This is a genomic window from Parapedobacter composti (assembly GCF_900112315.1).
GTDB lineage: Bacteria > Bacteroidota > Bacteroidia > Sphingobacteriales > Sphingobacteriaceae > Parapedobacter > Parapedobacter composti.
On sequence record NZ_FOLL01000003.1, the window covers coordinates 131,863 to 158,125 of the forward strand.

At 51.8% G+C, this 26,263-nt stretch carries 24 protein-coding genes; 10 read left to right on the forward strand and 14 right to left on the reverse strand.

Annotation, left to right across the window (positions count from 1 at the left end):
- Positions 1 to 12: 12 nt before the first annotated feature.
- Positions 13 to 1,053 (reverse strand): UDP-3-O-(3-hydroxymyristoyl)glucosamine N-acyltransferase, encoded by a 1,041-nt coding sequence (gene lpxD / locus BM030_RS05330; RefSeq protein ID WP_090971929.1) that lies wholly within the window; start codon positions 1,051 to 1,053, stop codon positions 13 to 15.
- Positions 1,054 to 1,105: 52 nt separating this feature from the next.
- A complete protein-coding gene (locus tag BM030_RS05335) occupies positions 1,106 to 2,356 on the reverse strand; it encodes an HD domain-containing protein (protein WP_090972229.1) in 1,251 nt (416 codons plus the stop codon).
- Between the two features lie 141 nt (positions 2,357 to 2,497).
- On the opposite strand from BM030_RS05335, the gene porX reads away from it, so the two are divergent.
- The 6 genes from porX to BM030_RS05365 all read left to right on the forward strand — a co-directional run bounded on the left by porX (position 2,498) and on the right by BM030_RS05365 (position 7,921).
- The gene (porX, locus tag BM030_RS05340; protein ID WP_090971932.1) at positions 2,498 to 4,051 is read left to right on the forward strand and encodes a T9SS response regulator signal transducer PorX; all 1,554 of its coding nucleotides are present in this window, start codon (positions 2,498 to 2,500) and stop codon (positions 4,049 to 4,051) included.
- Between the two features lie 22 nt (positions 4,052 to 4,073).
- Positions 4,074 to 4,490, forward strand: coding sequence for a tRNA (adenosine(37)-N6)-threonylcarbamoyltransferase complex ATPase subunit type 1 TsaE (gene tsaE / locus BM030_RS05345; RefSeq protein WP_090971934.1), 417 nt, complete (start codon positions 4,074 to 4,076; stop codon positions 4,488 to 4,490).
- Positions 4,491 to 4,558: 68 nt separating this feature from the next.
- Entirely contained in the window at positions 4,559 to 5,116 is a 558-nt protein-coding gene (locus tag BM030_RS05350) for an RNA polymerase sigma factor (RefSeq protein ID WP_090971936.1), read from the forward strand.
- Positions 5,103 to 5,909: a hypothetical protein gene (locus BM030_RS05355; protein ID WP_090971939.1), complete on the forward strand. Its 807-nt coding sequence runs from the start codon at positions 5,103 to 5,105 to the stop codon at positions 5,907 to 5,909. Before BM030_RS05350 ends, BM030_RS05355 begins: the two co-directional genes overlap by 14 nt.
- A 21-nt stretch (positions 5,910 to 5,930) precedes the next feature.
- The gene (locus BM030_RS05360; RefSeq protein WP_244518700.1) at positions 5,931 to 6,803 is read left to right on the forward strand and encodes an outer membrane beta-barrel protein; all 873 of its coding nucleotides are present in this window, start codon (positions 5,931 to 5,933) and stop codon (positions 6,801 to 6,803) included.
- A 62-nt stretch (positions 6,804 to 6,865) separates the two neighbouring features.
- Positions 6,866 to 7,921: an ABC transporter ATP-binding protein gene (locus BM030_RS05365; RefSeq protein ID WP_090971941.1), complete on the forward strand. Its 1,056-nt coding sequence runs from the start codon at positions 6,866 to 6,868 to the stop codon at positions 7,919 to 7,921.
- A gap of 37 nt (positions 7,922 to 7,958) precedes the next feature.
- On the opposite strand, the gene BM030_RS05370 is transcribed toward BM030_RS05365, so the two are convergent.
- From BM030_RS05370 to BM030_RS05390, 5 genes are all read right to left on the reverse strand, one after another.
- On the reverse strand, positions 7,959 to 8,642 hold the full coding sequence (locus BM030_RS05370) for a LytR/AlgR family response regulator transcription factor (RefSeq protein ID WP_090971943.1): 684 nt from the start codon (positions 8,640 to 8,642) through the stop codon (positions 7,959 to 7,961).
- 18 nt (positions 8,643 to 8,660) lie between these two features.
- Positions 8,661 to 9,920 (reverse strand): TlpA disulfide reductase family protein, encoded by a 1,260-nt coding sequence (locus tag BM030_RS05375; protein ID WP_090971946.1) that lies wholly within the window; start codon positions 9,918 to 9,920, stop codon positions 8,661 to 8,663.
- Between the two features lie 49 nt (positions 9,921 to 9,969).
- Entirely contained in the window at positions 9,970 to 11,445 is a 1,476-nt protein-coding gene (locus BM030_RS05380) for a TlpA family protein disulfide reductase (RefSeq protein ID WP_170845638.1), read from the reverse strand.
- Between the two features lie 5 nt (positions 11,446 to 11,450).
- Positions 11,451 to 12,860: a sensor histidine kinase gene (locus BM030_RS05385; RefSeq protein ID WP_090971950.1), complete on the reverse strand. Its 1,410-nt coding sequence runs from the start codon at positions 12,858 to 12,860 to the stop codon at positions 11,451 to 11,453.
- Between the two features lie 100 nt (positions 12,861 to 12,960).
- Positions 12,961 to 14,046, reverse strand: coding sequence for a DUF4407 domain-containing protein (locus tag BM030_RS05390; RefSeq protein ID WP_090971951.1), 1,086 nt, complete (start codon positions 14,044 to 14,046; stop codon positions 12,961 to 12,963).
- Between the two features lie 328 nt (positions 14,047 to 14,374).
- On the opposite strand from BM030_RS05390, the gene BM030_RS05395 reads away from it, so the two are divergent.
- The 3 genes from BM030_RS05395 (at position 14,375) to BM030_RS05405 (ending at position 17,981) form a co-directional block, all read left to right on the forward strand.
- A complete protein-coding gene (locus BM030_RS05395; RefSeq protein ID WP_090971953.1) occupies positions 14,375 to 15,157 on the forward strand; it encodes an ABC transporter ATP-binding protein in 783 nt (260 codons plus the stop codon).
- A gap of 11 nt (positions 15,158 to 15,168) precedes the next feature.
- Positions 15,169 to 16,854 (forward strand): hypothetical protein, encoded by a 1,686-nt coding sequence (locus BM030_RS05400; protein WP_090971955.1) that lies wholly within the window; start codon positions 15,169 to 15,171, stop codon positions 16,852 to 16,854.
- Positions 16,855 to 16,985: 131 nt separating this feature from the next.
- Positions 16,986 to 17,981 carry an aldo/keto reductase gene (locus BM030_RS05405; protein WP_090971957.1) on the forward strand — a complete coding sequence of 332 codons (996 nt, stop codon included), beginning with the start codon at positions 16,986 to 16,988 and terminating at the stop codon, positions 17,979 to 17,981.
- 2 nt (positions 17,982 to 17,983) lie between these two features.
- On the opposite strand, the gene BM030_RS05410 is transcribed toward BM030_RS05405, so the two are convergent.
- The 6 genes from BM030_RS05410 to BM030_RS05435 are packed head-to-tail and all read right to left on the reverse strand — an operon-like array spanning position 17,984 to position 22,878.
- Entirely contained in the window at positions 17,984 to 18,868 is an 885-nt protein-coding gene (locus tag BM030_RS05410; protein ID WP_090971959.1) for an N-acetylmuramoyl-L-alanine amidase, read from the reverse strand.
- A gap of 1 nt (position 18,869) precedes the next feature.
- Entirely contained in the window at positions 18,870 to 19,856 is a 987-nt protein-coding gene (locus BM030_RS05415) for a DUF3078 domain-containing protein (RefSeq protein ID WP_090971961.1), read from the reverse strand.
- A 36-nt stretch (positions 19,857 to 19,892) separates the two neighbouring features.
- Positions 19,893 to 20,642, reverse strand: a complete 750-nt coding sequence (locus BM030_RS05420; RefSeq protein WP_090971963.1) for a peptidase associated/transthyretin-like domain-containing protein — start codon at positions 20,640 to 20,642, stop codon at positions 19,893 to 19,895.
- 57 nt (positions 20,643 to 20,699) lie between these two features.
- Complete coding sequence (locus BM030_RS05425; RefSeq protein ID WP_090971965.1) at positions 20,700 to 21,551, reverse strand: glucosaminidase domain-containing protein; 852 nt, start codon at positions 21,549 to 21,551, stop codon at positions 20,700 to 20,702.
- Positions 21,552 to 22,223 carry a glucosaminidase domain and LysM peptidoglycan-binding domain-containing protein gene (locus tag BM030_RS05430; protein WP_090971967.1) on the reverse strand — a complete coding sequence of 224 codons (672 nt, stop codon included), beginning with the start codon at positions 22,221 to 22,223 and terminating at the stop codon, positions 21,552 to 21,554. It abuts the gene before it with no gap.
- Between the two features lie 4 nt (positions 22,224 to 22,227).
- On the reverse strand, positions 22,228 to 22,878 hold the full coding sequence (locus tag BM030_RS05435; protein WP_090971969.1) for an O-methyltransferase: 651 nt from the start codon (positions 22,876 to 22,878) through the stop codon (positions 22,228 to 22,230).
- A 95-nt stretch (positions 22,879 to 22,973) separates the two neighbouring features.
- Here BM030_RS05435 and typA point away from each other — a divergent pair, with 95 nt between their 5' ends.
- Positions 22,974 to 24,779, forward strand: coding sequence for a translational GTPase TypA (gene typA, locus BM030_RS05440; protein ID WP_090972233.1), 1,806 nt, complete (start codon positions 22,974 to 22,976; stop codon positions 24,777 to 24,779).
- 16 nt (positions 24,780 to 24,795) lie between these two features.
- Here the strand turns inward: typA and BM030_RS05445 are convergent, their stop codons facing one another.
- Complete coding sequence (locus BM030_RS05445; RefSeq protein WP_090971970.1) at positions 24,796 to 26,262, reverse strand: RagB/SusD family nutrient uptake outer membrane protein; 1,467 nt, start codon at positions 26,260 to 26,262, stop codon at positions 24,796 to 24,798.
- Position 26,263: the final 1 nt, after the last annotated feature.

The window sequence follows — 26,263 nt, forward strand, 5'->3', positions numbered from 1 at the left end:
CGATAGCTTATCCTATTTCAAGAGTTCTTTGGTTAATAATAGTTGTTCGAGTTCTTCAAGGCGGCGTTCGAGTTCGGGCAGGCGGGAGTATACGACCTGTGAGCGCATCTGTGCGCTGTAAGGCGCTGCGGGGGTGCCCGACCATTTTTTGCCGGTTTCGGCGATGGTACGGTTTACGCCCGACTGGGCCTGAATCTGGCTGCCATTGGCGATGGAAATGTGTCCGACAATGCCTACTTGCCCGCCGATAACCGCATGTTCGCCGATTTTGGTGCTGCCTGAAATACCGGATTGGGCAGCGATGACCGTATTCTTGCCGATTTCGACGTTGTGGGCTACCTGGATGAGGTTGTCCAGCTTCACCCCTTTGCGAATAATGGTTGAGCCCATGGTGGCACGGTCAATAACCGTATTGGCGCCGATTTCGACATCGTCTTCAATCAGCACGTTGCCGATCTGGCTGATTTTGGTGTAGGTACCGTCTTCCTGGGGCGCAAACCCGAAGCCGTCACTGCCGATAACGGTTCCGGAGTGGATGACCGCTCGCTGGCCAATGACACAATCAAAATAAACGGTCACCCCCGAAAACAGGGTGGTATCATCGCCGATTTGGGCATTTTCGCCGATGTATACATGGGGATAGATTTTGCAGTTATCGCCGATGACGACGTCCTTATCGATGTAAGCAAAGGCGCCGATATAAGCGTTTTTGCCAATTTTAGCGCTCGGATGGATGAATACAGGCTCCTCAATGCCGACCCGTTGAAGGCGCATTTGGTTATAAAGCTCCAGCAATGTGGAAAATGCGGTATACGCATTCTTGGCACGGATGATGGTGGCCTGTACCGGCCGATCTATTTTTAGATCCTCATTGACAATGACAATAGATGCCTTTGTGGTGTAAAGGTATTGTTCGTATTTCGGGTTGGATAAAAAAGAAAGGCTGCCACTTGAGGCTTCCTCGATTTTAGCAAGCTGGTCGACCATCACATCGGGATCCCCTTCTACGGAACCGTTGACGAGCGTTGCTATTTGATGTGCGGAAAATTGCATCTGCAAATGTATAAGTTTATAAAAGTATATTCAAATTTTTTGCTCTTGGCTATCAATCGATTGAGGATCCGGCAGAAGCCAGTAGCTCCTTGGGGAAGGAAATGGCAAATTTCTGCACTTTCCTGGACAATGTTTCCAAGTTGGAAAGGTCTGATGCCTCGGCGATATCCTGTATGCTCCCGTTTTTCATGAGTATTTTGATGGTACTGGTGTTGGGCTCGTAAGCACTGTTCTCAATCGATTGCGTCCATACATAATAATCCACGTCGGCTGCGCTGATACCGAAGTATGCGATCGCCCGTTGTTTCAGTTCCTGGAGCAACGTATCGTCCGGCACCGAGTTATGCAGCTCCGTGCGGTATAGCGACCGGGCCATCAGCCGTGAGCATAACATCGAAAGGATGGGATCATCATGGTGAGCCCATGTCTTTACCGCCGACAGGATGTCTGTATCGTCAAGACGTGAAAAGTGCATCAAATGCGACCCGCTTTCTGTGAAATTTTCGCGTGTGATGGTGTTTCGCAAAAAATGTTCCAACGATGGGGAGGCGAAGAGCGATACGCCCGACTCATAGAGGGCTTTTGCGCGTTGGAGGATTTTGAGCAGCATCTGTTCGGCGCTGAGCACGGTTTTATGGAGGTATACCTGCCAATACATCAGCCGACGAGCAATCAAAAATTTTTCTACCGAATAAATGCCTTTTTGCTCAACCACAAGTTCATTGTCGACCACGTGGAGCATCTTAATGATGCGATCAAAGCTGATAACGCCTTCGGCAACTCCGGTGAAGAAGCTGTCGCGGCTGAGGTAATCCATGCGGTCGATATCCAGTTGCCCGGAAACCAGCTGGTGCAGGAACCTGCGGGGGTAGCGATCATTGAAAATCGTGATGGCCAGCTCGAGCTTCCCCTCGAATGTCCGGTTTAGCTCATCCATCATAAGCGCGGAAAGCATTTCGTGAGAAACGCCCTCAACAAGGGTATGCTCCAGTGAATGGGAGAACGGGCCATGACCGATATCGTGCAGCAGGATGGCAGCCAACACGGCCTCTTCCTCTTCCGCCGTGATGGGCACGCCTTTACTGCGCAACGTTTCTATGGCCAGTACCATAAGGTGCATGGCTCCCAGGGCATGCTGGAAACGGGTGTGCAATGCACCGGGGTAAACCAGGTGGGTCATGCTCACCTGCTTGATGTACCGGAGCCGTTGGAAATACGGATGCTGTACCAGGTCGAAAATGAAACCCGATGGGATGGCTATGAATCCGTAAACGGGGTCGTTGATGATCTTCTTTTTATTCAATTTCAGTAGCTGTTCATGCAAAGGGCAACACCCTTGTATGCCACGTTGCAAAGATACGGCTCTGCCCTGTTAATTTTTGTTAAAAATGACATCTTCAGCCAAACTTTTCGCTATGTTCGCACTTAATCTGATTAAAGAAGCATGCAAGAAACCAACATATTATGGGCAGATGATGAGATCGATTTGCTGAAACCGCACATCATGCTGCTGAATGAAAAAGGGTATGGCGTGAAAACGGTGACCAACGGGAATGATGCCGTGGAGGCTTTCAAAAAGGGTTTTTATGACCTGGTGTTCCTGGATGAGAACATGCCGGGCCTTACGGGACTTGAAACACTGTTCGAGCTGAAAAACATCAACCCTGCCGTTCCGATGGTGTTGGTAACCAAAAATGAAGAAGAACACCTCATGGAGGACGCCATCGGCTCAAAGATAGACGATTACCTGATAAAGCCCGTTAACCCCAAGCAGATCCTGCTCACGATCAAGAAGCTCACCGAAAATAAGCGGCTGATCAGCGAAAAGACCTCTATGGCTTATCAACAGGATTTCCGTAACCTGGGCATGATCCTGAATGACAACCTGGATTATGAGCAGTGGGCGGATGTTTACAAAAAGCTGATATACTGGGAGCTTTCGTTGGAAAAGTTGGAAGATGCGGGCATGCATGAGGTGCTGACGCTGCAGAAAGCGGAGGCGAACATGCAGTTTTCCAAATTTATGGAAAAGCAGTACCTGACTTGGGTGAAGGAGCCGGACAAAGGGCCTATCATGTCACATCAGTTATTCCGAAAGAAGGTGTTTCCGGCTTTGCAGGATAACAGGCCCACGTTTTTTTTCCTCATCGATAACCTGCGTTACGACCAATGGAAGGTTATCAATGATGTAATTACCAACTACTTCCGGCTGGAAGAGGAAGACAGCTATTACAGCATCCTGCCCACGGCGACGCAATATGCCCGTAATGCGATATTCAGTGGGCTAATGCCCTTGGAGATGGAACGGCGCTACCCGGATCTCTGGCAGAACGATGAAGATGAGGGAGGCAAGAACCTGCATGAAGACGCATTTTTAGCTGACCAAATTAAGCGTCTTTACCGAAAGGAATGCAAACATACCTATACCAAGGTACTGACGCTTGAACAGGGACGCGATGTGGCTGACAACCTGAGCAACCTGATGGGCAATGATTTGAATGTGCTGGTGTACAACTTCGTGGATATGCTTTCCCATGCGCGCACCGATATGGCCATGATTCGCGAGCTGGCTAATGATGAAGCGGCTTACCGCTCCCTCACCCTTTCATGGTTTGAGCATTCGCCGTTGCTGGATGCGCTGAAATGGTTATCGCAGAAGCAAGTGCGCGTGGTGATTACCACCGATCACGGCACCATCCGCGTGAAGCATGCCAGCAAGGTCATTGGCGATCGGAATACCAATACCAACCTGCGTTATAAGCAGGGTAAAAATTTGAACTTCATCGCTAAAGACGTGCTGCACATCAAGAATCCGCATGACGCCATGCTGCCGAAGCTGCATGTGAGTTCCAGCTTCATCTTCGCAAAAGAAGATACTTATTTTGTTTACCCGAACAATTACAACCACTTCGTTAACTATTTCAATGAAACATTCCAGCATGGCGGCATATCGCTGGAGGAAGTGATAATCCCCTACGCAACCTATACCACCAAATAAGGAAAAACGTATTTTTGCCGCTATGGACATAGCGATAGCAGACATAGCGGCATTGCCGTCGGCTGCGGCGCAGGTGCTGGCTGCAGCCGGCGAACGCCGCGTTTTCCTGTTCTATGGAGAGATGGGCGCCGGAAAGACCACCTTCATCAAGGCGATTTGCAAGGAGTTGGGGGTGACGGACGCCGTTTCAAGTCCCACCTTTGCTATCGTGAACGAGTATGTTTCGCCACATGGGCCGGTGTACCATTTCGATTTCTACCGTATCAAGTCTGAACAGGAGGCCATGGATATGGGCTATGAGGAGTATTTTTACTCCGGCCGGTATTGCTTGGTAGAGTGGCCCGAGAAAATCGCCGGCCTCCTTCCTTCCGGTGCCGTAGCGCTCCACCTTACGGTTTCGGCCGACGGGGGGCGGAACGTCAAGCTGGATATCCGGTAAAAAAAAATTTCCATACTCATGCAACCTTTCGGCGATGAGAATCATCATAGCCATAAATACACGCAAAATTGGAGCGAACGGTTACCATTGATAAACTGTATGAGGGCTGCAGGGCGGGCAGCCGCCAAGCGCAGGAGGAGCTATACCGTGCCCTGGCCCCCAAGATGATGGGCGTGTGCATGCGCTATGCCAAAAGTACGTTTGAAGCGGAAGACATGCTGCAAGCCGGATTTATCAAAGTGTTCACCCACGTGGGGAGCTACCGGGGCGAGGGCTCGTTTGAAGGCTGGATACACCGGATTATGGTTAATACGGCGATAGAAGCTTATCGGCGGAATGTGCGTGGCGGGCCGCACATTGCCATCGACGAAGTGTATGATGATGTCCAGCATACGTTTTCTATGGACAGGCTGGAATGCGAGGATTTGATTCAGGTTATACGGGAATTACCCGATGGCTACCGCATGGTGTTTAACATGTATGCCCTGGAAGGGTATTCGCACAAAGAGATTGCCGAGGCCCTGAACATCAGCGAAGGGGCATCCAAGTCGCAATTGTCGCGGGCGCGGGCTTGGCTTAAGGAAAAGATAAAACAACTGGAAGGAGGAGCGTATGAAACGAGATAAAGAAGACAAGTTTGACCGCCAGCTGCGGGAGAAATTTGACGGCTTCACGCCAGAAGTTCCGCCGGGGCTCTGGGGTAAGATCGCGGAGCAGTTGGGGGAGGAAAAACAACAGCCGTTAAGGGGAAAGAAGCGCCGGATATCCACGTGGTGGATGGCGGTGGCAGCCACACTGGTGGTGGTCTGCGGATTGACCTATTGGTTCAACCGCCCGGTGGAGGTTACCTACCTGCACGGCGGGGCCGCGTTGCCGGAGATGGAGGGCCCGAAACCCGCGCCGGTGAGCGAGCCGGAGAAGGAAATTTCCCCCGCACCCGAACCCTTGGACGCGGAGCGGGTAAAGCGGCTGTTTGCCAAACGCACGGATAAGGCAGGCAATAGGCTTGCGAAAATAACTGCTGCCAACACTGACGAAGGAACAGCCGCGCGGGGAGTGGCGGTAACGGCATCCGCGGGGTCTGGCAGCGCCAAGGAAGAGGAGATCCTGCCCGTGGAACAGCCAGCCGGGAGATCGGCCCGCCTGGAGGAGGCCGCGGTGGCGTTGGAAGAACCTGTATTGGCAGGTGTTCCCGATATACAGCCGCCCGTGGTGCTGGACGACGTGGAGGATACGATGCTGGCGGTGGCGCCCAGCGAAAAGCCGTCGTTTGGTGTGAGCAGTATACTCAACTACGTGGTGGGGGCGGTAGACCAGCGCGAGGAAAAACTGGTTACCTTCTCCAATGACGAAGAGGGTTCACTGAAGCTGGATTTCAACTTTAGCTTGGCGAGAAACAAAAAGAAAAAAATAAAATAACGACTAAATAAACAAGCAGAAATGAAACAGATAAGCCTTACCTTATTATGCTGTGCCGCCACGTTGGCAGCAGCGGCACAGGAAGTCCGCACGATTACCGCAGACACGGTGATTATGGAGGATGTAAAAACAGGAGAAAAGCGGAAAGTACGTATCATCATCCCCGGCAAGGATGAAGGCGTTATCACCATTGAGACGGATAAAACTTACCGGATTGACAGTACGGAAGCCAAAACGGAGAAGCGCGAGGAGGCCGCTGAACGGAAAGGAGGGCGCCCCATTTATGGTATCACGTTTTCACGGATAGATCTTGGCTTGGCTAAACTGATGGACAACGGCAGCTTTACGTTATCGGACAATAACCGGGATTTTAGGTACCGCCCCGGGAAGACGGTAAATTTTGGGTTTGACGTACTGCAGGCAGGCTACCGTTTCAACAACCATTTCCGTGTTTTCCTTTCGGGCGGCTTTGACTGGACGTATATCCGTTTGCGGGAAGACATCGACTTTCTGGAAAACACCACGCCGCTAACGTGGGAGCGCTCTGGCGTGGATTACGACAAAAACCGGCTCACATCTACCTATCTGCGCCTGCCGCTGACGTTTGAATGGCGCAGCAAGCGTTATAGCGGTTTGGGCCGCGTTCGGTTTGCCGCGGGGCCGGAAGGAGGCTTTCTGCTGAAGGGCACCCAGCGGTTCAAAAGCGACGAGCTGGGTAAGCAGAAGTTTAAAGATGACTATAACTTCACGCAGTTCCGCTATGGGGCCTTTGCACGGTTCGGTGTGGGGGGATTGGGCATCTACGCCAAATATTATTTCAACGATATCTTTGAAAACAGTCCTGCTCAGGCAGGGCTGCAGAACTTTACCTTCGGGCTCATGCTGGGCTTTTAATCGCCATACCGATATATTTTTTGTAATTTCGCACCGTCCCGATACTTCCGGGACGGTTTTTTATGGCATTAACCCATACCCATCCGCCGTCATGCTCGGTGCCCCACGACGTGCATCGGGAAGGCCTGCCCTTAATCCATGGGGAGGGCCTGAGCCGTGCGTTTGGTGAGGGGAAAGAACCGGTTGCGGCGGTCAGCGACCTCACCTTTGGCATCAATGAGGGGAAAATTACGGCCATTATCGGTGAAAGCGGCAGCGGGAAAAGCACGTTGCTGCGCCTTATCTATGGCCTGCTGGAACCCGACAGCGGAGCCGTACGTTACCGGGGGTGGCGGGTGCCGACCCCCCGGGAGAAACTGATTCCCGGCCATGATGCCATGCGCATGGTATCACAAGGGTTTGACGACCTGAATACCTATGCCAATGTATGGGACAATGTAGCGTCACAGCTGCCCAATACGGATTTGGACTCCAAATACGGCAAAACGACGGAAACCTTACAGCGTTTGCGGATTGACCACTTGGCGAAGCAGCGTATTGCCGATTTGAGTGGCGGGGAAAAGCAGCGGGTGGCGATATCGCGGGCGCTGGTGAACGAGCCGGAGGTATTGCTGCTGGACGAGCCGTTCAATCAGGTAGACGCTTCGTTTAGGGAGGCGTTGCAGGAAGACATCCGCGGCATCGTGGAAAAAACCGGACTGACGGTAGTGCTGGTTTCGCATGATCCGGCAGAGGTACTTTCCATGGCCGATGAATTGATTGTGTTGAAACAGGGACGCCTGGTGGCCTCGGCAAAACCCACCCTGCTTTACCGGTTTCCTCCTAATGCCTATACCGCCCGACTCTTAGCCAAGAGTAATATCTTCAGTGCCGCTGATGCGGGTACGTTGGGCATCAACAGCCGTGTCGCTTTGGCCGTGCATCCCGAGTGGCTGGAGCTCAATGCCCGTCCGGAGGCCGGGTTTATGGTGCAGGACGTGCGGTTTAAAGGTTTTTACGAAGAATTGCTGGTTAGCAACGGCACGTTGCGGGTGATTGCCATCAACCCGCAACCCGGCGCATTTCCCATGGGTACGCGCGTGGATGTGAAGGTCAGGCAGTATCATCCGTTGCGCTAACATCAAGGCTATAAGCGGATTGTAAGATGCCGGACAGCTACCGAGCCACCCGGTGTTTAAGCGTATCGGCATAAGAGGCCCCGATGGGCAGAAAACTTCCGTTGACGGTCAGTTGATGCCGCTCCATCTTCTCGATTTTGGCGATGGATACAATAAATGAGCGATGAATGCGCGCGAAACGCTCGGCGGGCAGGAGCGTTTCGCATTCGGTAATCGTCATCCGGCTGAGGATATGGCGATGACCCAAAACAAAGTTTACGTAGTTGCCCGTGGCTTCAAGGTAATCGATATCGTCGAAAACCACTTTTACCTGTTCATATCCCGTTTTGATGAATACGTATTGGGGTTTCGTTTCGCTGCTGCGTAACTGGAGCCATTCTTGCGCTTTATTGCAAGCCTTGAGGAAGCGGGCTAACGAAAACGGTTTAAGTAGGTAATCCACGGCATCAAGCTCAAAACCGGCTACGGCGTGTTCGGAATAGGCGGTGGTAAAAATAACCAGCGGCTTTTTGCTGAGACTCCGGAAAAATTCGATGCCCGAAATGTCGGGCATCTTGATATCAAGGAATAATAAATCCACCGGATGCTGCCGCAAGTAGTCCATCGCTTCAAATGCATTAGTGAAGGTAGCCTTTAATTCCAAAAAAGGCACTTTGGCCGCGTGGTTTGCTACTACATCAAGCGCTATGGGTTCGTCGTCTATGGCTATGGCGGTAATCATCTCCCTAAGGTACCAAGTTTACAGGAGTTGGTCAAGTAGTTGGCGTACCTCATCGGCAGTGGGGTTGATTGCCAGAATTTCACCCTGTTGGTCAATCAGCAACATCAGACCCGCCGCGTTGCTCATGCCATACTTCTTCCAGATGCCCTGTTGATCATCCAACTCGACCAGATTAACCCACGTAAATGCCTCCTGCTCCAAACGCGCACGCAGTGCATGAGTATCTCCAAATTCCCTTGCAATGCCAACGATGCCGAAACCCTTGCCGTGATATGCTTCGTACACGGGTACCATCGTCCGGGTTTTGGCAATGCATGGGCCACACCATGAACCCCAGAAATCGATCAGCAGCACTTTCTCGGTCAGCAAGTCGGAAAGCCGATGATATGCGTCTGCCAAATCGGGTGCTTCGAAGTCAATGATGTGACCACCTACGACGACGCCCAGCACACCCCTCAACATCTCTTCCAGCGCTGACGTATAGGGATGGTTTGGAAAATGTGCCGCATAATCGGGATAAATGGCGGCGATAGCCTGTACGATGGCAGGATTCTCTCGTTGGTAATAAAGGTCGGTCACCAAAAGAAATAGCGATACCGGCGATGGTCTTTCGGCGATATAATCATATCTCCAGGTAACCGTTTCCTGCTGCAAGGCCGCTATCACATCACGCAACCGGTTGCCATCCTCGGTAAGATCGAGCTTTGCGTTCTCCAGGGAATCCCGCTGGCGAAACAGCACCACCCGCCGGTCGCTATCCGCACTGTTCAGCTCTTCCATCATTGCGCTGTATCGCTCAGTGTAGAAGTTGCCTGCTTTATAGAGTGAATCCCGGGTAGCGTACAATAAGCTGAAACGAGCGTCAAATGCGTTGACAAAAGACGTATTGAACGCCCACAATTCGTCATTCAATTGTCCTCCCGAAATGCGGTTTTCATTAAACCGTTCTGTCGGATAAAGCAGAAAGTCTATGGTGTCCCGGTCAAGGAAAAAGTCAATCGACCGGAACGCACCCCGCGCCAACTCACTTCCAAAGATTAGTTTACGAACGGATTCGGGTTCTCCTTCAAACGTATGCTCAAAAGCCCCATCCCTAATTCGGACGGAGTCGTGTTGCTTGTCGAAGCGCCCGAAAGGTTCCGCCAATAGCAGTTCGCTATCATCGCGGTCAATAACTTGCCCTCTAATCACGAACTGTCGATGCTGCTGGGCATGAGCAGCGTGCTGAAAAACAAGGGCAATAACAAAAAGCAATGTCTTCTGTATGATCTTCTTCATATATGAAATGTTAATGTTAGTCGAACTTTTTGTAATACCATCACCAAGCCTACAGATATTCCTCCAGTTGTTTCACCAAATCCTTCCCGTCACTTGGTCGTTTGATCTCGCCAGCCACTAAACTTCCGTGCCTGTCGAATATAAAATAGGTCGGATAACGGCCGTGTTTGGAAGGGTCATCGGGCAGCAATTCGTTCCAGATGGCTTGTATATCTTCATTGTTTTTCCTCAGGTGCACACCGGTAACCGCATTTGCCTGGATATATTCCCGCCACTTACCGTCATCGGCATCGTCGTCCATATCCAGGTACAGGAATACGATATCCTGTCCCTCCATTTGTTCTTTGATCGCCGGTACATATTGCATCTCTACTTTGCACGGACCACACCACGTGCCCCAGATATCCAGGTATATTACTTTGCCTTTAAATTGCTGTATGAATGCTTTAATGCTGGTAAAAGTCCGGTAGTCTTCAGGAACAATGATATCGTTATTCACGGTTGCCATTCGCTTCATCAGCGATGCGCGCATACTTGCCAACGTGTCCAGGTAGGCACTGTTCCGATTATGCCGTTCAAGAGCGTCAAGCAGACGGTTACCGGTAGAAACTTCCCCGTCGCGGTATTTTACCTTGACCTGCTGAGCCAGATAACGCTCGGTTGTGCTCGCATCAAATGCCCGCTTCACCGCCATGCAGTTGAGGAATGTTTCACCATGTGCACGAGCTATAGCCATCAGGCTATCAAAACTGCCCACACCGTATACCGATTCCAATGATTCGGCAAATTTTGTCGGGTCATCGCGGTTGGAAAACGCACGGCTTGCTAAAAAACCAACGTATGCATCGATAAATGCATAGTACATCGGCCCCTGTAATGCCGATTTGGGTTGAGGGGATTCCCTTTGCATAAATGCGATGATAAAATTTGACCACACATCCCGCGGCCAACGGGCGGTACGCACATACAGGTCAACGTAGGCAACGAAATGATAGTGGAGCTCGGCTTTCAGAAATTCCTTTTCCGAAGGTGTGAGCGGGCTGGCATCAATCTGGGCCATTTTAGCGGCCAGCTGTTTCAGGCAGGGTTGGATAATAGCGGCTTCCATTTCGTTGGCTGCTACCCGCTTGCTGTCGGTAAAGAACGGCGGGGCTTTCCGCAATTCCAGTTTGTGAAGCAGCGCATTCGCTTCAGCCATACCACCGCCGAAAGCGATTTGGCCGTAGGAGCCGTCCAGTTCCACGGTCAAGTCCGTGCGGGGCCTCATCCATAGGAAAGCCTCGTGATCTCCCCAACGCAGGTAGCCAATCTTCTCTTCGTCCAAAGCTAATGTAATGCTGAAATTCCCGTATTCGTCGGTGGTCAATGACGTATTCATGTCATCAAAATACCCATATACAAAAGGCACATTCACCATCACGGCCTCCCCTGTGGGGAGGTTTTTGATATGCCCCTTCAGGTCAAATTGCGCGCACGAAAATAAGTAGCCACACACGGCCACAACGGTCAGTATGATTCTTTTCATATCGGTTAGCATACGATGGTCAAATGCACAAAATACTCCTGCGTGGTTTCCCGGATCACCAAGTCATATTTGCCGGGATACAGCATCGCCAGGCGCTGCTTCACATTTTCCAGGCCGACGCCCGGATGGCCGCGCTCCGGATCGGCTTCGGGCTTCCGGTGTATGCTGTTATGAACATCGAAATACACCTTCCCTTCCGATTCGTAAAGGCTGACATTTATCCATGATTTTTCCCGCAGGCTGATGCCGTGTTTGAACGCGTTCTCCACAAATGGGATGAGGAGCATCGGCGCAATGTAGGTGCTTTCCAACGCGTCCGCGATATCGCATTCCACAATAATCCCTTTGGAAGTAGCGGTTCGCAACAGCTGCAGGTCGATGTAATTGCGGAGATACTCGATTTCGCGAGCCAGCAGAATGCGATCCTGGTTATTTTCATGCAGCATGAAACGCATCATATCCCCCAATTTTTGGATGCCGGAAGCTGTGCGCTCAGCATGTTCCTGCAGCGCCGTACCATAAAGCGTGTTGAGGATATTGAACAGGAAATGGGGGTTGATCTGCGACCGGAGGAAACTTAAATTCGCTGACGCTTGGCCTAGTTCCATCTTAAGGTTGACCAATTGCGCTATGCGCTCTTTTTGGCGTTGATATATATAGTGAGACAAGGGTAAGATGACCAATGTGATAGCGAACCAGATGATGAAGAACACCAGTCCATCGGATTTGGTGACACCCAGGAAAAGAGCACCGAAAGGAATAAATGCTACAAAGGAAACGGGAATAGCCATCAGGAGATATTTTCCCAAATCGTCGTGGCGTTTCTCTGAAAAAGGTGTGAGCCAATAAGTGTTTAATGCAAATAGCAAATAAGCGTAAGGAATGGAGACCAACCAAAGGGCTGACAGGTCCCGATCAACACTTAGTAAGGGAAGTAATATAAGCAAACCGACGCCCAACACAATGAGGCTCTCTTGAAAGATGCGGGACGCAAGGCCGTTGTTTTTGGCCTGTACGTAGCGGACAAGACGCTTGATTCCCTCATAGGCAAAGATGAGCAGAAATACCAAAGCGGTTACACCCAGCGCCTGCCCGTGGGTGAGATAATGCTGGAAATCGTTGCCCCTATAGGAATGATAGCCTTGTATCCAAAGGCAGGCTGCCAATCCCATCCAAGCAGCAAAAAACAGCAGCAAGGTCAGCGCTATGCCAGTATCTACTTTTCGCTTGATAAAAAATGCAGGTGATATCCATTGTATAAACACCAAAACGGTGCCGTAAATGACGGTGCTGTAAGCCATCCAGGACGCCAATGCGCGTTTGCTTTCATGCGGTGCGCCAGTGCTATACAAGACTATCAAGATAAAAATGAAAATGGCTGTCGCCAAGATAAATTCGATACGTCTGAACTTCATAACCGTTTATTTTGTCGTGGCAATGTTAGGCAATCCACGACCATAGTCCAACCGTACGGGACGAAAACAGGAATATATGTGATGAACAAGTATTGAGTCTTTATTCGCTATAAAGCAGTGCCTTTTGCCTTTCGATGCCCTGCCGCACCTTAGTGTCGCTTATGCCGTCCATGATGGCTATTTCTGCATCGCGGTCTTTACCGGAGCGGTGATTATCAACTGTTTGCTGATTTTGCAGGGCAATGTCATAAGCATCCCTGGCACTCATCAGCTTCACGAACACCGGCAGGCATTCAAAGAAAATAAACAGGAGCATAATAAACATGATGGACCAATAGTTGGCCTCATTTACGGTGCCGTCGGGATGATACTTCAGGTCACCGAGCGCGGCGTTCCGGTCGGCAAAACCGGCATTGTTTACGGCACTGTCGAGCTGCGCACCGGTTAGTAATTGTTCATCCAGCAGGCCTTCAAATTGCTTGCGTTGCGCAATAAAGGCTTCCTGTTGCCGGATAGATGCCCTGAGTGTATCCAAATACCGCTCCTGCTTTTCCAGATCGGCTTGCCGCTGCTTGGCGTAAGGGCCATAACCGACGATGCCGGAGGTTTCGACGGTTTTTTCGCCGAAGGTTTCCATCTTCAGCTTGATGCGGTCGGTCTTGATGGACGCTTCCAAGGAGTCCCGCTCCGATTTCAATTCGGCCAGCTTTCCGAGTTCGATTGCATACTTGCTGTCAAATGCTTTGTTAAGTGTGTCGATATTGGCCCGTTGGCGGTCGAGGTACGTAACCCGCAGTTGGTCGCGGATTTCCTTATCAAACACCTTAAGTTCCAGGGGGCGGGCAATAACAATGCCGATGAGAACGGCCAGCAGGATACGGGGCGTTGCCTGGAGGAATTGCCTGAAGCCCGGTGCATTTTTATTGATGCTGGATACGATATACCTATCCATGTTGAAGATGGCCAGGCCCCACAGCAGGCCGAACAGCACCGCATATAAAGGCGCGAAAAGGCTGCCGCTGAAGACGAAATAAAGGGCATATCCGCCTGATAACGCCGCAAAAAGGCCGGTGAAAAAGATGGTTGCACCAATGCCCACATATTTGCTATGCTCAGCGGGGTATTTTTCCAAGGTTTCCCGGTGTGCCCCGCTGCACCACCAAAAGAACCGCGTAAGTTGCTCCATCACGTTTGATATCCATGGATAAGACGGACTGTGTCCCAATTTGTTACATGCTTTCTTGTTCGTCGCTGGCAAAAGTAATGCTTGTGTGATTAATAGAATGATGGTTGGGATGAAACTGCTGAAATATGGGATGAAACCATTGTTCGATCCATAGTGCGGCATTGCGCCCAGCAGGGATATCCGGTTCTCACCAGCAGCGCAAGCAGGAGGTAAAAGACGGTGTTCACGCTTTTCATGCCGCAAAGATGAACACCGCGGATAGCCCGTTAAAGGAATCTCCGACGAGTGGTAGGAATTGTCGGACGAATGGGGTATTTTAGCCGGATACATGAACGAGTACACCCAACCACCGATTATCAGCATGTCGGGCCTGGAGAAATGGTACGGCAGCAAGCACATCCTGAAAGGCATTGATCTGGATATCTATCCGGGGCAGATCATCGGCTACATCGGCCCGAATGGAGCAGGCAAATCCACGACGGTAAAAATCCTCTGCGGGCTTGTGGGCGACTTCAAGGGGGCGGTAACGGTAGACGGGATCGATCTGCGCCAAAATCCATTGGCCGTAAAGGCCAAGATAGGCTACGTGCCCGAGAATGCCGAACTGTACGATGTACTGACCCCTATGGAGTACCTTGACTTTGTCGGCAAACTTTATGGCATGCAAGAGGAAACCATCCGCACAAGGGCTGAACGGCTGCTCACCAGCTTTGGGTTGGGTGACAATAAGAACAAACGCATGGACACCTTTTCCAAAGGTATGCGGCAAAAGGTATTGCTGATAGCCGGCATTATCCACAACCCCAGCATTATCGTATTGGACGAGCCGTTGTCGGGACTGGACGCCAATGCTGTCATCACCGTCAAAGAACTGATTTCCCTGCTGGCCCAAGAGGGCAAAACCATCTTCTATTGCTCGCATATGATGGACGTGGTGGAGAAAATTTCGGACCGTATCCTCCTGATCAACGAAGGCAGTATCGTAGCGGATGGCACATTCGAATCGCTGAAGAATGAACATGGCGACACATTGGAGCGTATTTTCGCGCGGCTTACCGGAGGGACTGACGCAGGAACGGGTGCAGCGCAGATCTTATCGGCCCTGGATTGATACCATCGCACATGAACCGACTCATTCTCAAACTGCTGCTCGCGCCCACCTTTCTCTGGAAGCGCATGGGCGTTGATCCGGAAAAGCTACGCCTCATCCTTAGTGTCAAGTTGACCATCGACGACCGCAGGCCGCTTACCGCTTTTCGCAATAGCCAAAAGAAGAAGGAGTCCTCCGGAAGCAACATTTGGCAATTCATCATTATGGCCATCATGGGCTCGGTTTTCCTGATCTACTTCCTGTTTTTGAACGACCCGTATGTAGCGTATTCCTTCTATTTTTTTTCGTTAATGTGCGTGCTTGGCCTGATGCTTATCGCAGATTTGTCGACCATTCTTATCGATACCCGGGACCACTACATTATTCTTCCCCGCCCGGTGGATGACCGCACGTTTGCAGTAAGCCGTGTCTTGCATATCGGGATATTGCTGTTGGGATTGCTGGTGGCTCTTGCGCTGCCGGGATTGATCTATACCGGCATTAAGTATGGTATCGGCTTGGCCATCCTTTTTCTGTTACAGGCGTTGATAACGGGTATATTGACCCTGTTGCTGGTCAACCAGTTTTACCTGATGATGATCAGGTGGCTGCCTGCACAGCGGTTGAAAGACCTGATAGCGATGGTCCAGGTTGTATTTTCTGTCGCGGTTTTCGCCTCTTACTACTTCGGCCCGGTTGTATTGCGTACCTCTTGGGCGCAGCAGCTTCACATCGAAAGCGCCCCTTGGTCATGGGTATTTCCCCCGGTCTGGGTAGCGTCGCTTCAGCAGCTTGCTACACAATCATTGACGTGGCTGGTCATCGTCTTGAGCCTTTTGGGGCTTATCGCACCCTTGGTGGCGCTGTGGCTGGTCATCCGCATCTTTTCAGCGGGATTCAACGATAAACTGGCTGCCTTGGCTGGTGGGGATGAGTCTACTTCAACCCGGAATTCCGCGGCCGGCATTAAACGGACCTGGGGCGACCGCCTGTCTTCCGCACTCACACGCCATCCATTGGAAAGCGCGGGGTTCCGTATTGTATGGCTGATCACCGGACGCTCGCGCGAGTTTAAGCAAAAGCTGTACCCCACGATGGCTTATATTCCGGTGTATTTCGTGTTTTTCTTTTTTTTCGGGTTCGGCAACCGTGAGTCGCCCAGGTCATTTGGCGACAGGTTGGAGCAAATGCGGGAAGGCGGAGCATTTATCGTTCTGTTTTACCTGTCTTTGTTTACGCTCATGACCGTCTTTCAGTTCATTGCGCAAAACGATCGGTTTAAAGCAGCCTGGATATATAAAGCAGCGCCCATAGCCGCTCCGGGGATGTTGATGGCCGGTGTATTGAAGGCTGCACTGACCAAATTTTTCTTTCCGTTTATCATCGTGCTGGCTTTGGTGGGGATTCCCGTCGTCGGCCCGGAGGTTGTCAATGACGCCTTGCTGGCTGCGGCCATCGGTAGTATTGAAGCTGTGCTGATTGCGCTATTCATGATGAAAGCCTACCCATTTTCACAGCCGGTGAAACAGACCGGCGGCAACTTGGTCACCACGCTGTTGGTTATGAGTTTTGTCGGCTTACTGGGATACGGCCACTACTTCATCATGTCGTATGAGCTTTTCGTGTGGGCAGCATGCCTGGCGGCCTGGGGTGCTTTTGCCGTCATGCTCCACTATTTCCGCAAGGATAGCTGGCAAGTGCTGCAAACCCAAGACTAAAAATCGGAATAGGCCGTGGGCTACAATAACACTCATATTTCAACAGTTATTGCCATAAACATAATGAATGCCTTACTTTGTAGGGCGATGCTAAAAAGAATCAAAAGCGGTTACAAATAAACGTTGACACTATGCGATATAGAACATTAGCAGGAACCGACTTAAGCCTACCGGTCATCACGTTTGGGGCATGGGCTGCCGGTGGATGGATGTGGGGCGGAACCGAACGTAAAGACGCGGTGGAGGCCATGCGGGCATCCTTTGATTTAGGGGTAAATGCGATTGATACGGCTCCTATCTACGGACAGGGAACCAGTGAGGAACTGGTGGGCGAAGCCATCCGCGGTATTCCACGCGACAAGGTGTACATTTTGACCAAGTTTGGTATGCGGTGGGACTTGGCAAAGGGGGATTTCGCTTTCCATAGTAAAGACAATATGGGCAAGGCTATTGATATTTATCGGTATGCCGGTAAGGAAAGCATCATAAAGGAGTGCGAAGATAGCCTACGCCGTTTGGGCACCGATTACATCGACCTTTATCAAATTCACTGGCCTGATAGTACCACACCCATTCAGGAATCTATGGAAGCGGTTGCCCAGCTTATTCAGCAGGGTAAGGTGCGGTATGCCGGGGTATGCAATTACAGCGCGGCCCAGTTGGAAGAAGCCAACAGGTACGTAGACGTAGTCTCCAACCAGGTGCCGTATAGCATGGTGAAACGGGGCATAGAGGCGGAATTGGTGCCCTATTGCCTGGAGCAGGGAAAATCCATTCTCGCATACAGCCCTATGGAGCGCGGACTGCTCACCGGAAAGCTAAAGCCCGGACACCGGTTTGGGGAGGGTGACCATCGGGCCAATCTTTATTTTTTCAGTGATGAAAATTTGCGGCGGACGAATGCCTTTCTGGAAAAGGTTAAACCCATCGCCGATGGAAAAGGGATTTCGTTAGGGCAGCTGGTGTTGCTATGGACATTGGAGCAGCCGGGCATCACCGTTGCCTTGGCGGGTGCACGGAATACGGAGCAGGCCATACAGAACGCCAAAGCGACCGATGCTGAACTGAGTTCAGAAGAGGTTGCTTTCATTACGGCTGAGCTGAATGAGCTGGAGCTGGTCAAGTAAGATTACTGCTTACGGTACAGGTTATATAGCACCCGAAGGTCATGCTCCGTCAGCTCGGGTGTGATGTCCTGCTGGATGTAATGCAACTTGAACGCCCTGATGGCTGCTTGCAGGTTACTTGTGTCATAGCCGATGATGCGCAAAGCATCCTCCGGGTTGAAGTTCTCCGGCGGATCGACCAGTACTTCGTCCGGCCAAAGGCCGAAACCGTGTTCGGCCAGCCGTTTCCAAGGGAAGAGCGCACTCGGATCCACTTTGCGGGCAGGAGCGATATCTGCATGGGCAATGAAATTGGCCGTGGGGATGTTGTATTTCTTTTTAAGGGAGTCCAGTAGTTTCAGCAGGCTGTGGAGCTGTGCTTCGGGAAACGGTTCACGGCCGTTATTGTCCAGCTCAATGCCTAACGACACGGAGTTGAGGTCGGTAATACTCCCCCACTTGCCTGCACCGGCATGCCATCCACGGAGATAGTCGTTCAGCATCTGGTACACTTCGCCATCCCGGCCGATGACATAGTGGGCGCTTACCTGTGCATGTGGTACGGTGAAGGTACGCAGCGTTTGCTCCACGCTGTCCTGCGCGGTATGGTGGATGATAACGTAGTTGGGCTTGCGGAGGTTGAAATGGATAGCGCCTACCCAATGGGCGTCTCGGCTGGTTTGCGGGATCTCCGACACGATGGCATTGCCGGCCGTATCATAGGTGGTGACCAAACGTGGCGTAGCGTAGGGTAACGGTTGGCGGATTTCGTCTGTAACGGCTTTTACCTGCCGTTTATACTGTTTATTGGTCTTCGCATAGCGGTTCGTGGAACACCCTCCGCCAATGAAGGAAGCCAATATCAGCAGGACTGTGGTATGCCTTAGCGAAATGTTGACACTTGCCATGTTATTTTGGAAGTTGGTAACGGAGGCCCAATGCCAGTGTTTGGCTGATCTGAACATCGTCGTGCTGACGGCTATCGTACAATAGGATGCCGCTCAACGTGACGTTCACTAAGCGGGTGACCGAAGCGGTGAGGGTAGCATCCAGCCGGTGGGCAGGGTCGCTAAGCTCTTCGTAATTGGCAAATAGGTTATACCGGCTTTTCAGGTTGAGGTTCGGCGCAAGGTTACGATCCAGATTGGCCGTGAGCTGGAACGCCAGATCATTGCGGAAATGCTTCCCATCGTCCACGCCGAACCGCTGGCCATCCCGATTGAGGGGAATGCGGTCGTCAAAGACCAATGTTTGCCGGGCGGTGCCGGTACCGAAGCGCACGGAGAAGGTGTTATCCGGCTTATACTCGATACCGAGGGATTCCGTCAGGTAGCCCGGGGCCATAAAGTTGGAGATGATGCCGGTAATGCTGTCTCTCCCTTCGCTGTCTCTGCCATAGCTGTAGCCGACATCGAATTGGCTTTCAAAGGTAAACGACGTAAACAGCGACCAGTTCTTTGATATTTTCAAGGACAGCTTGTTATCCCAGAAAATCCGGTCGCGGTTTTTGCGCGGCAATTGTTCCTTGTTTTTGACCTTGCCGTATTCTAAGCCGACCTCTGTGACGAAATTGAAATTATTGCGTGTATAGTCTGATTTATGGGTGATAAGAGCGCTCCCGGAAATGGAATTCACCCCCCCGCCCTGCCAGTTCTCGCTAAAAGAGGCCTGATTGGCATTGATGCCGAATGACGACCAGTGCCGCCAGTAAATTACCCGTAAATCCAATGCCGACAGGGGGATGGTGACCGGCCGTATGTCGGCCTCAGGTTTTTCGACCTTCAGGCTGTTGGGGTCCGGCTTCCGGCGTAATTCATCCAAGTCATAGATTTGGGCTTGTGCGATGGAAACCCCGCATAGCAGGGTGGCAAGCAAAAAGTAAAACCGTTGTCTCATATCTGCGGCTAAATTAGCAAATATCGTGCTGTTTTTCTATTTCTCTGTTGTGGGGAAGGGCGGTTGCCTTCGCGCACCGGGGTTTTGCCTGTACTGGATAAGCGCCGAACGGATGTAAAAGGCCAGGTTATAGTCGTTGGCGCCGAGGATAAAATAATAAGACGGGCGGTACTGGCGCATAAAGTCTACCAGCGTGGGGCCAGTGAGCCCGGTTACCCTGCTGACCAGTTCGGGGGTGAAGCGGTAATCGATGACCGATTCACGGTAATCCCGTTCGATGATTTCCTGTAGTTTACGGGCGTTTTTACCTTCGCGGCTGATGAGTTTGTATAGGGCATCGATACTGAGTCCTGCGCCTGATGGCCCTACGGAAAAGATGGATCCTGCGTTGCCCTTGGTGTAGGCGGTGCTGTATTCCTTTTTGTTTTCCAGCAGTTGCTCTTCAGGGCTGCGCCGGGCAATGACAGAGACCTCGTCCAGCCATATGGTGGATCGCTCCATGTTGAATAACACTACTTTTTGGTTGGATACGATCAGCGTATCGGGGTGATACCCTTTGGCGGCTGCTATCAGGATGTCGCCCGGACTGGCCTGGATACTGAATTCGCCCCGTGTATTGTTGTAGCCGCCCTGATCATTGGCGGTGTTATAGACATATACCTGAGAAATGCGCTGCTTGGTGTGGTTGTCAAATACGATGCCCTGGATGGCCGTTTGAGCCACCGCGAAACCGACGGTCAGGCTGCCGGAAAACAGCCACAGAAAAAAACGGCCAACTTGTTTCACTGTCGTAAAACTACGGTTAAGTTTGCAGTTGGCGAAAAATTTAACATCATTTTACAGTTATTTCGGGACCAGGATAAGCTGTCCGATAAAAAGCGATTCTGTCTTCAGGCCGTTTAAATCTTTCAATTCTGTGGTAGAGAGGCCGTATTTCCGGGCGATGGCGGATAGCGTTTCTCCCTGCCGTACTTCGTGGATATCAATGCTGACGGGTGCCTTGGCCTGGGCGATCTGCTGCTCCTGCGGTTTGTTTTCAACAATCTCTTCCTGCACAACCGCTTCGCGCCGGATTTTGGCTTGCCGGCTTTCGGGGCGGTCATATTGATGCAGTTCATACCGTTCAATCAGATCGATCAACAGATCGGCATACCGCGGATTGGTGGCATATCCCGCAGCCTTCAGACCCCTCGCCCACCCTTTATAATCGTCTTTATCCAGCTCAAAGAGTGCGGCGTAACGTTTACGCAACAAGAATTGCGAGTGATCTTTGAAGGAGTCTTCCGGCTGTGCGTAAACCCGGAAGCAGTCGTCGCGCCGATCGTCGTCTTTGTATGTTTTGCCCCCTACCCACTCGGGCGTACATTTGATGCCGAAGTGGTTGTTTGCCTCGCGGGCGAGCGAGCTGTTGCCGTTTCCAGACTCCAGTAGGGCTTGGGCGAGCTTAATGCTTGCAGGAATGCCGTACCGCTCCATCTCGGTGATGGCAATGTCTTTATAACGTTCGATATACTGATGGCCCGAAAGGCTGGTAGCGGCCGGGCGCTTGTTTTCGCCGGTTGAGGACGGCGGCACGGATGAAGGTGTACGTACCGGGCCGGGTCGTGTGTGAACACGCGGATTTTGCAGCACCTCGTGTTTAGAGAGGCAGGAAGCACATGTGAAGAGCGCGATTAGCGCGTATAGCGTTCTCATCTACAGGATAAGTTGTTGTCCGATGCGTAACCGGGCATCGGTAAGTCCGTTGATACGTTGTATGGCCTTAACCGTGGTGCCGTGTTTGCGGGCCAGGTCGTATAATGTGTCGCCCTTTTTTACCGTGTACTGGGTGGCCGGTGCGGACTCGGATTCCGCCGCTGCCGCCGCGGTGACCTCGGGTTGTTTATCCAGCTCGTGCAGGCTGTATTTTTCAATCGTACCGATTACTTTCGATGCCCAGGATGTACTATGTGCGTAGCCCGAACGTGCAATACCCTGCACCCATCGTTTATATTCGTGGGGTTGACAGAGATCAAACAACCGCTGCGTACTTTTGCGCCGCTTTAACAGGGCAATAAAATCTTCATATGATTGTTCTACGGAAGCATATCCCTTATATGCCGAACGGATTTCCTTGCTGTTGTTCGGGCCTTTGATGCCGAAATGGTTGTTAAGGTAGCGGGCCACCTTGCTGCTTCCGTATGCGCTCTCGTGGATGGCAACGGCCAGGATAAGGCTCGCCGGGCATCCATGAGTTTCCATGTACTGGACGGCCATGTCTTTATACGTTTCGATATAGTGTTGGGGGGAACTGTATTGAGCGAAAACTTGTCCCACTGGGGTCAACGTGAAGCTTAGGCATGAAACGATTAACCAAGTTCTTTTCATGATGTTACAGTTGGGGGTGATGTCGCTTGCGGAGCAGGAATAGTCCGTCGCGGACGGGAAGGATTAATTTGTCTACGCGTTCATCAGCGGCGAGCCGCTCGTTCAATGCGGCCACTTGCTGCGTTTGCGCGTCAGTAGCTCCTGCTACGACTTTACCTTTCCATAATACATTATCTATCAGAATCAAGCTCCCGGCGCGGCTCTTCTCCAGCGCCAGTTCGTAATAGCGTAGGTTGCTCTTTTTGTCGGCGTCAATAAAAACAAGGTCAAACGGGCCGGGCAAATCCGGCATAATGGCAGCTGCATCGCCGATATGGCAATGAATGCTTCCTGCCAGTCCGGCCTCTTGGAAATATTGGCGAACGCGGTCTTCCCGCTCGGCATTGTTGTCGATGGTGTGGATTTCCCCGCCAGGCTGCAGTCCCTCGGCAAGGCACAGTGTGGCATAACCGGTAAATGTGCCCACTTCGAGGATCTTCTGTGGGCCAACCAGCTTGCTCAGCATAGCCAACAGCCTTCCCTGATAGTGGCCCGACAGCATGTGGGGCATCGTTTCTTTCAGGTAAGTCTCCCTGTTGATGTGCCGCAGCAATGGCGGCTCAGTATCACAGGCCTTTTCCAGATAGCTCGTCAGCATGTCATCGAACATATCCATTGCACGCAAATGTAAGGAAGATGGTTGAAAGTGCAAAAATGTCGCGGATTTTCAATACCTTTGCGCCCTTAAATTACACAAAATATCCTGAAGGGATGCAGAAAATCAGAAACATAGCAATCATTGCGCACGTAGACCATGGCAAAACCACCTTGGTAGACAAAATCCTTCACTTCACCAATCTTTTCCGTGACCATGAAGAGGTGGGTGAGTTGATATTGGACAACAACGATCTGGAACGTGAGCGGGGTATTACCATTGTCTCCAAGAACGTTTCAGTACGGTATAAAGACGTTAAAATCAATATTATCGATACCCCGGGGCACGCCGATTTCGGCGGAGAGGTGGAGCGGGTGCTTAAAATGGCTGACGGCGTAATCTTGTTGGTAGACGCTTTTGAAGGGCCTATGCCGCAGACCCGCTTTGTTACCCAAAAGGCGCTTGGTCTGGGGCTTAAGCCGATTGTGGTGGTTAATAAGGTGGATAAGGAAAACTGTCGACCGGATGAGGTTTACGAAGCAGTGTTCGAGTTGTTTTTCAACCTTGATGCGACCGAGGAACAACTGGATTTTCCGGTGCTGTACGGCTCATCCAAACAGGGATGGATGTCGACCGACTGGAAACAGCCGGCCCAGGATTTCACGGCCCTGCTGGATGCTATATTGGAACATATCCCTGCTGCGCCGTATGTGGATGGCACGTTACAGATGCAGGTAACATCATTAGACTATTCTTCTTTTGTGGGCCGTATCGCCATCGGCCGCGTAGCACGAGGCACCATCAAGGAGAGCCAGCCCGTATCCCTGGTGAAGCGCGACGGCAAAGTGGTGAAAGCGCGGGTGAAAGAACTCCATACCTTCGAAGGGCTGGGCCGCGTGAAGGTACAAGAAGTAAAGGCTGGCGACATCTGCGCCGTGGTGGGCATCGATGGGTTCGACATCGGCGATACGATTGCCGATTTTGATAATCCGGAACAGCTGGAGGTCATCAAAATCGATGAACCGACGATGAACATGCTGTTTACGATCAACAACTCTCCATTCTTCGGCAAGGAAGGTAAATTCGTAACGTCGCGTCACCTGCACGACCGCCTGCATAAGGAGATGGAGAAAAACCTGGCATTGAAGGTCGTTCCCACGGAGTCGCCTGACGCATTCCTTGTGTATGGCCGGGGCATCCTTCACCTGTCGGTTCTTATTGAAACCATGCGGCGGGAAGGTTATGAATTGCAGGTGGGCCAGCCGCAGGTTATCATCAAAGAGATAGATGGCGTGAAGTGCGAGCCTATTGAGACGCTGGTGGTAGACGTACCAGCAGAAGTATCGGGCAAGGTTATTGAACTGGTGACCCAGCGGAAAGGCGAATTGTTGGTGATGGAAACCAAGGGCGATATGCAGCACCTGGAGTTTGACATCCCATCGCGCGGGATCATCGGCCTACGAAACAACGTGCTCACCGCCACGGCCGGCGAAGCGGTGATGGCCCACCGGTTCAAGGCCTATGAGCCTTGGAAAGGAACCATACCGGGCCGTTTGGCTGGTGTGCTGGTGTCTATGGAAAAAGGCCAGACGACGGCCTATGCCATCGACAAGTTACAGGACCGGGGCCGTTTCTTCGTGGAACCCGGCGTGGAGATTTACGAAGGGCAGATCGTGGGCGAACATATCCGCGATAACGACTTGGTGGTTAATCTGGTGAAGGGCAAGCAGCTGACCAACATGCGGGCATCGGGCAGTGATGACAACATGCGTATCGCACCGGCGATTAAGTTTTCACTGGAGGAATCCATGGAGTATATCCAGGCGGATGAATATATTGAGGTGACGCCCAAAAGCATCCGTTTACGTAAGATTTACCTTACGGAAAACGAGCGGAAAATTAACGCCAAGAAGTTCCAGTAGGCATCTGCCTGCTGGCTCAGTAGCCAGGGTTCGGCTCCAGCATCGGGTTGGTTCTCCGTTCGCTTTCGGGGATGGGCATCAATAAGTACTTGGTATCGAACCTCAAAGCACCTCCGCCCTCTTCGGGGCGGGCCAGAAAGGTGTTCATGATTGCCGTTGCCTTTTCGGGTCCCTGGCGTACAATATCAAACCAACGCAACGCTTCGCAGGCAAATTCCAGCCTGCGTTCGGTGAACAGCGCCTCGCGGAACGCGGCCTGGTCTGGCGCGTCTGCGGCCTTCAGGCTGTCCACCCCGGCGCGTGTGCGCACCGCATTGAGCAAATCAAACGCTTCGCCATCGGCGACATAACCTTGTTCGTTGAGTACTTCGGCATACATGAGCTGTACGTCTGTGATGCGCACGATCGGGAAGTTTACATCGTTGTCCACGGCATTGGCCGGCACGGTGCCGTGCGAAAACTTAACGAAGAGCAGTGTAAGGCTGTCTACCACATTGTTGCTGGTGGTAAATCCTTTCTGGACGGCGACATCGCGGCGTAGATCGCCCTCTTCATAGGCTTCATATAAGTCGTTAGACACCGCGACCCAAGTGGAGCGTCCGCCCTGCGGAAACTGTTCGGAACGTAGGTTTTCTGGCACAAGTGAATAAACTAAGGGGTTGCCTTGGCTGTTCAACCCCGAGGTATACTGGATTTGGAAAACGTGTTCGGAGCCATTATCCCTGGTGTTCAGGAAGCAGTCGGCAAACGTTTCGTAAGGCCGGAACCCCTCATAGGCCAATATTTCTTCCAGCAGCGGACTGGCCGCTTCGAAGTCTTTCATGAACAGGTGCAGGCGTGCCAGGATGGCCAGCGCGGCATACCGCGTGGCACGGCCCAGGTTATCGCCTCCATGCTGGTCGGGCAGTGCGGTTGCAGCGGCATGCAGGTCGGTCATGGCAAAGGCGAACGTCTCCTGTTGGGTACTTCGGGGTATCGTAACCAGTTCCTCGGCGCTCATTACCCGGTCTATCAGCGGCATACCGCCGAATATCCATCCCAGCTGGAAATAGCAATAACCCCGGATGAACTGCGCTTCGCCCCGCATGATGTTCCGGGTTTCCTCGCTGGGAAATTCGCCGGCATCGATTTGGTCAAGGATGTTGTTAGTCCGGTTAATCACGCTCCAGTACGCGGCCCAAACCCCCAGTATGCGGTCGTCGCCGGGCGTAAACCCGAAGCGGGCCAAAGGGTTGTTGGTGGTATTCTGTAAGGTGTTGACATTGTCACTCAGGCTTTCCATCATCATGGGATAGTCAAAGCCATGCACCGCGCGGAGCCCCCCATAAGCACCGAACAAAGCCTGACGGAAGTCGTTTACCGACTTATAAAAATCTTCGGTATTGTATGCCGACTCCGGCGTGAGCTCCAGATTTTTATTGCAGGCCGAGCAAAGCAAAGCGACAGCTGTGCCGAGGATGTGTAGAAAAGGGTATGTTTTCATC